A 5,512-nucleotide genomic window follows, 5' to 3' on the forward strand; every position below is an offset into this window, starting at 1 on the left:
ATCATTAAGCTCGTCCTGTAACAGATCTTCAAACTCCAACATTGACTTTCCATGCTGGATAGTGATGAGAACTTGGGTTTCGGAGTTTTTTGAAGAAAGTATCTGGGCAGGCATGGCAGCAAACATAAACGTCAGTAGTCAATTACTAATAGAGTAGATGCTTTTTAAATACTTGCTACATTATTCAGGCTGAGCACCTATACAAGGAATGTAATATGGCCCAGGAAAGAAGTACTCATAAGCGCGTTATAAAAGCCCCTGCATCGCTTGAGCATGCTCGCTCAGTCATCAAATCCGACCCTATTCTCTCAAAAGAATATTGCGCTAAGTTAAACGGGCAGCTTGATGATCTCAGGGTAAAAATGAAAGACAAAATTTACTGGAAGTGCCCTATTCCTCAACATCAGCCATTTCCTGCCCCGACGAAAGACCGAAGATCAAAAGGCGATTGCGCCGGTTCGCGCTGCCCATTGTGCGCCGCCATTTCGTATTCTCCTATTCAGGCTTCCATCACAGAATGCTTGAGATATTTGCTGAGAGTGCATCGATATGAAGTGCTTTCTCGAGAAAAAGTCATGGGCCACGAGGCTGATATCTATATACCTGATTTACGCTGCATCATCGAAGTGGACGGCTACCCATTTCATGATCGAGCCGACAAAATTGAAAAAGACTTAACAAAAAGTAAAGCCTGGTATGATCAGTATCGCGTCATCAGGCTCCGGGATGACAGGTTGCAGTCTGACGCATCGCCCCACGACATCGTTTGTGTCGATCGGGTGGAAATCAACAACCTCGAATCATGTTGCCTGAATGTCATAAGAGCTATGCAAAAAGGGCTGGAGATAAACGACAAGCGACTTAACGAGCTCTTAGAAAACATCATCACGAAGGGCTTTGCTGAAGGTGAACTGGCTCAGTTTTATTACACTCAGCCTTCTCCGCCAGCAGGAAATAGCCTTGCTGACAAACACCCAAACCTTGCACGGTACTGGTCACCTTCCAATTCATTAGGGTCAGAGCATTTTTACCCCGCGAGCAATATGATGGCAAACTGGTTGTGCCCGCTGTGCGGTGCTGACTATCCTCAGCAAATCGCCCAGAGAGTAAAGGTTGATAATCGAACTGGGCTACCACGGTTAACACATCGCGAATGCTGCCAAAAAATCCGATACGCAGCCAATGCCGATGAAATCAGGGCGTGGATTCTCAAGCCCAGAGGTGGTGCTACGTTACCGAAGGCATTGAGAAAGAGGATGAAATGATTGCAGACTGTAGATGTAAACTAACTGGTTGCATGTTTAACTGTGGGCAATCCCTAAGGTAAAGTTCGCATCGCCAACCAGAAAAGAGAAAGCAAACTAATATCTTCTCATATATTCTAAAGGGTAAAAGCAAACGCAGGATAACCCTATGTCTCAGGCTGAGCAGCTGCATTTTTTATCATCGGAAGAATACCTTCTATTCGAAGAGCGGGCAGGCAATCGTCACGAGTATGTTAATGGTCTTACTATTGCCATGGCCGGAGCCAGCCGAAAGCACAACCTTCTTACACTGGCGTTCGCCTCCATGCTGCGCACCCATTTAAAAGGTGGCTCGTGCCGAGCATATGCCAGCGATATGAAAGTGAATGCCAGCCATAAAGGCAATGAAGTATTCTATTATCCAGATGTCATGGTCTCCTGCGATAACACCCAGAAGAACCAATATGTAGAAACCAAACCCAGCATCATTGCCGAAGTGCTTTCTCCATCCACAGAAGCCAGAGATCGTATGGAAAAACTGGCAGCTTACACCGCCATTGATGGATTAAAAGAGTATGTATTGATCCATCAGGATAAAGTGGCCGTTGATCTCTATCAGAGCAATGCCGGTGGATGGGAAGTGATTCGACTGAACAATGAAACCGATACACTCACTTTGAAGTCTATCGATTTCTCAGTGACGCTTCGGGAGCTTTATGACGATGTGATGGATGCGCTGGAATGAGTTGCAGTTACAGTAATAATTGACGATTTGATCGTTGTTATCTGGCATATCGATGATTTAAGGGGGGGGCTGAGTTACTGGGAGCTTAAACCATTCAGCGAATTATCAAACAACCCATCGAACTACAGGCTGGAAAGAGGTAACCGAAAATCGCTGCAAGCCCATTGACGATTTATGGAAAGGGCTTGGTACGCGTAATTATTTTTTATGATCAAGATACTTAACCCACAAAACAATTGCACAGACGGTTGTGAAGAGAATAGCCAKAGTCCAGGCGAATGCGTTCATCTCAATCATGGTCAGATTCCAGAAGTCATGTCAGATAAACCAAGGCCAGATACGTGCCCGGTCCAAAGAAGACAATAGCAGCAAAGCCTTCTGATCTCCTGAACGATCAGGTAGAACAGATCTCCATCCAAAGTAAACCTCACCAGATCGCAGCTAAGAGTAGCTATACCCATCGCCTTTCAAGGTGCTACGTTGTTGTCAGCGTTCGCTCACCCCGATCACCTAATCCTTGTAGGCTCACGGGGCCTCGCTCACTTGTCGCCTAGTAGCGCCTTGAAATCCAATAGGTATATGCCTTCACGTTGTTTTTTATTCATTGGTACATACGTATCGTTATGTGTTTATACACATTGCTCAGAGATGATTTTGACCAAATGTAGCCTAAAGGCTACAATGGCTTTATGGGCTACGAAATAGTAACAACAGAAACGTTCAAAAAGTGGCTTGCCAAAGTAAAAGATCGCCAAGCCAGAAAGGCAATAGCAATGCGTTTGGTTCGTGCTGAGGCAGGAAATCTTGGAGACATAAAATCTGTTGGTGGAGCAGTCAGTGAAATGAGGATCTTTGTCGGTCAAGGCTACAGGATCTACTTCACTATTCGTAATGGTCAGCTTGTGATCTTACTCACTGGAGGTGACAAATCCAGTCAAGCAAGAGATATTGAGCAGGCAAAAGAAATACTAAAAAATTTGGAGGAATAGGTTATGGGTGAGAAATTAACCCCATTCAATCCCGTTGAACTTCTCCAGGGAGAAGATGAAATTGCTGAGTTTTTATCTGAAGCATATCTAGATGAAGACCCAAATGTATTCATCATCGCTCTTGGTCATGTTGCAAAATACAAGGGCATTAGTAACCTTGCAAAAGAAACCGGGTTAAATAGAGAAAGTCTCTATAAAACTTTCAGCGGCACAGTCCAGCCCAAATGGGATACTATCCATCGCTTATTGCGAGCACTTAAAGTCAGGTTGGCTGTTGCAAGTTGAGTTCAAATCATTGAGCACACGCATACCAAAAATTTCCAGGGGGTTGCGCCTGAAATTGGGGTTAGTACCACTTTTAAGTAGTTGGCCATTTGGAATCAAATATGTCTGGCTTGTTGGCCAGGTTCTCTGCAAGGCGCAACGGCGGGAGCATAGCGAGTTGAAATGCACCGTTGACCGTATTCCGTTGTCCGCAAAGGCTCAAACATAAACACTTTATGGAAAACGTTGCCCATTAATCCGGCCAAAACTGATCATTCATAATTTGATCGTAGCTCCATAGGCAACGGTCAGGGAAAGTCTCTTTTGATAATCCCGTTTCTTTGTAGGCGGCAATTTTGGCCACTTTGTAAGCTTCTTCCATGGCTTCTGGAATCCTTGATTTTAAACCGGGATTATCTTTTATCACCCTTGAGAGTCTAAAACGCTGTTCTTCAATAGAACCTTTCCAGCTGGAACTTCTGTGCCCAGGTTGGTAGCACCATTTAAGAAGGTACATAAGCAGAATATCCAGGCGATGACTTAGCTGCCGGTATTCACTTCTGCCCATGCTTTCGATTTCCTCAAGAATGTTATCCAAATCGATTTCTCCCAATCTGCCCTGACGAAGTAAATCTGCCTGTTGTTGTATCCAACTGTAAAAATCAGTGTTGTATAATGGTTCAGCCATTTATTTTCTCCTGCTCCGCAGAGCCTACTTAAGCATATTTAGAAAGAAATCACCCAAATGCAATTTATTGATTTAAAGCTAAGGGAAGTAGCATTTAAGAAAATACCAGCACCCCGTCATTCTCGCGAAGGAGGGTGTCGCAAACTCCAGAAACCTCGTTCCCATGCTTCGCGTGGGAATGCATATCCTTGAATTTCAATGAGTTAGTAGCATGGGAACCAGGGCTTTTGCAACAGCCTCGAAGGCGGGAATCCACAACAGCAGTGGATCTCCGCCTTCGCGGAGATGACGATGGCCTGATCTACCCTTTCTCTTCCCTAACAGCGACATGCAGACAGCCTCCGATTTTCTGATACCATAAAGCAGCGAATACAAAGAACATTGACAGGCAAGCAGGCATGACAATAGACACCAGCTTTTTCAAGCGCTGTATCGAGACATTGGCTAAAGCCTCTTCCATGGTTACTCAGGTTGAAGAGAACAGTATTGAGTATGAAATGTACCGTTCTGCCTGCGTCAAAGAGTTTGAAATCATACTGGAACAGGCCGGCAAACTATTGCGCAAATGCCTGAAAGACTTTGCGCACAGTCCTAAAGCCGTTGACCGCATGGTATTTAAAGAAGCATTCCGCCAGGCCGCACAACACGATCTATTAACTCTGGAGCAGGCAGAACGCTGGCTTCAGTATCGCGACAATCGCAACAACACCGCTCACGACTACGGCAAAAATTTTGCTGAATACACCTTGCAGTTAATACCCGACTTTATAAAGGACGCAACCGCTTTAGAGCAGTCAATCAGCCAACATACCCGGAGGTTGGCAGATGATTGATCTGAGAGAAAAAGACCGTGAAGCCATTTGTGAGATTGCAGAAAAGGTATTTACAGAAGGTGCCGAAATTTGGGCATACGGCAGCCGGGTGAAAGGAACCAATCACGACACCAGTGATCTGGATTTGGTGGTGCACTTCCCACCGGAACAGGATAAAGGCGATGATTACGAGCAATTGTCTTTGTTTATAGAAACACTGCGGGATTCCAATATTCCAATCATTGTTCAGGCTCTGGCCTGGCACAGTATACCGGAGCAGTTTCGCACGACGATTTTGTCGAATTATCAGGTGCTTTGGAAATACCGTGGTTGACCGTAATCCGTTGACCGTGAAAGCCCAAACATAAACGCTTTACGGATAACGGATAACGGATAACGGATAACGGATAACGGATAACGGATAACGGATAACGACTCCCTTACACTAGCAAATGCCACTACAAAAAGTATTTGCCGCAATAATATGAAAAGCTTACACAAGTGACTACTTTTCTCGACTTTAGATTTCCCATAAAACGGAAGTTTGGTCAGATTGCATAATTTCAAAATAAACAACATCGACGAACTATTTTTTCAGGCTCGCTTATATTCGGTTTTTTTGTCTGAAAGCCTTTCGTTATACGGCTTTGCCCTTACCACAAACTAACTGGTCGGTCAGCCTATCAAAATCGAACTCATATTTTTGCCAATATCGGTTCCAACCCTCGCGAATTGGGAACCGGGGAATAATTTTTGAGAGCGCAGTTCTC

7 protein-coding genes are annotated in these 5,512 nt (G+C 44.7%); 6 read left to right on the plus strand and 1 reads right to left on the minus strand.

The window, feature by feature from the left end:
* The first annotated feature begins 215 nt into the window (after positions 1–215).
* From AKL11_RS11620 to AKL11_RS11635, 4 genes are all read left to right on the plus strand, one after another.
* The gene (locus tag AKL11_RS11620; RefSeq protein ID WP_067517565.1) at positions 216–1,265 is read left to right on the plus strand and encodes a PDDEXK family nuclease; all 1,050 of its coding nucleotides are present in this window, start codon (positions 216–218) and stop codon (positions 1,263–1,265) included.
* Between the two features lie 148 nt (positions 1,266–1,413).
* On the plus strand, positions 1,414–1,989 hold the full coding sequence (locus AKL11_RS11625; protein WP_067517567.1) for a Uma2 family endonuclease: 576 nt from the start codon (positions 1,414–1,416) through the stop codon (positions 1,987–1,989).
* Positions 1,990–2,678: 689 nt separating this feature from the next.
* Entirely contained in the window at positions 2,679–2,978 is a 300-nt protein-coding gene (locus tag AKL11_RS11630) for a type II toxin-antitoxin system RelE/ParE family toxin (protein ID WP_067517570.1), read from the plus strand.
* 3 nt (positions 2,979–2,981) lie between these two features.
* Positions 2,982–3,263, plus strand: coding sequence for an addiction module antidote protein (locus AKL11_RS11635; RefSeq protein WP_067517573.1), 282 nt, complete (start codon positions 2,982–2,984; stop codon positions 3,261–3,263).
* Between the two features lie 232 nt (positions 3,264–3,495).
* On the opposite strand, the gene AKL11_RS11640 is transcribed toward AKL11_RS11635, so the two are convergent.
* Positions 3,496–3,930: a DUF29 domain-containing protein gene (locus AKL11_RS11640; RefSeq protein WP_067517574.1), complete on the minus strand. Its 435-nt coding sequence runs from the start codon at positions 3,928–3,930 to the stop codon at positions 3,496–3,498.
* A 398-nt stretch (positions 3,931–4,328) separates the two neighbouring features.
* Between AKL11_RS11640 and AKL11_RS11645 the strand changes: the two genes are divergently transcribed.
* Both AKL11_RS11645 and AKL11_RS11650 read left to right on the plus strand, forming a co-directional pair.
* Entirely contained in the window at positions 4,329–4,763 is a 435-nt protein-coding gene (locus AKL11_RS11645; protein ID WP_067517576.1) for a nucleotidyltransferase substrate binding protein, read from the plus strand.
* Entirely contained in the window at positions 4,756–5,076 is a 321-nt protein-coding gene (locus tag AKL11_RS11650; protein WP_067517579.1) for a nucleotidyltransferase family protein, read from the plus strand. Before AKL11_RS11645 ends, AKL11_RS11650 begins: the two co-directional genes overlap by 8 nt.
* The last annotated feature ends 436 nt before the right edge of the window (positions 5,077–5,512 follow it).

The organism is Endozoicomonas ascidiicola, assembly GCF_001646945.1.
GTDB lineage: Bacteria > Pseudomonadota > Gammaproteobacteria > Pseudomonadales > Endozoicomonadaceae > Endozoicomonas > Endozoicomonas ascidiicola.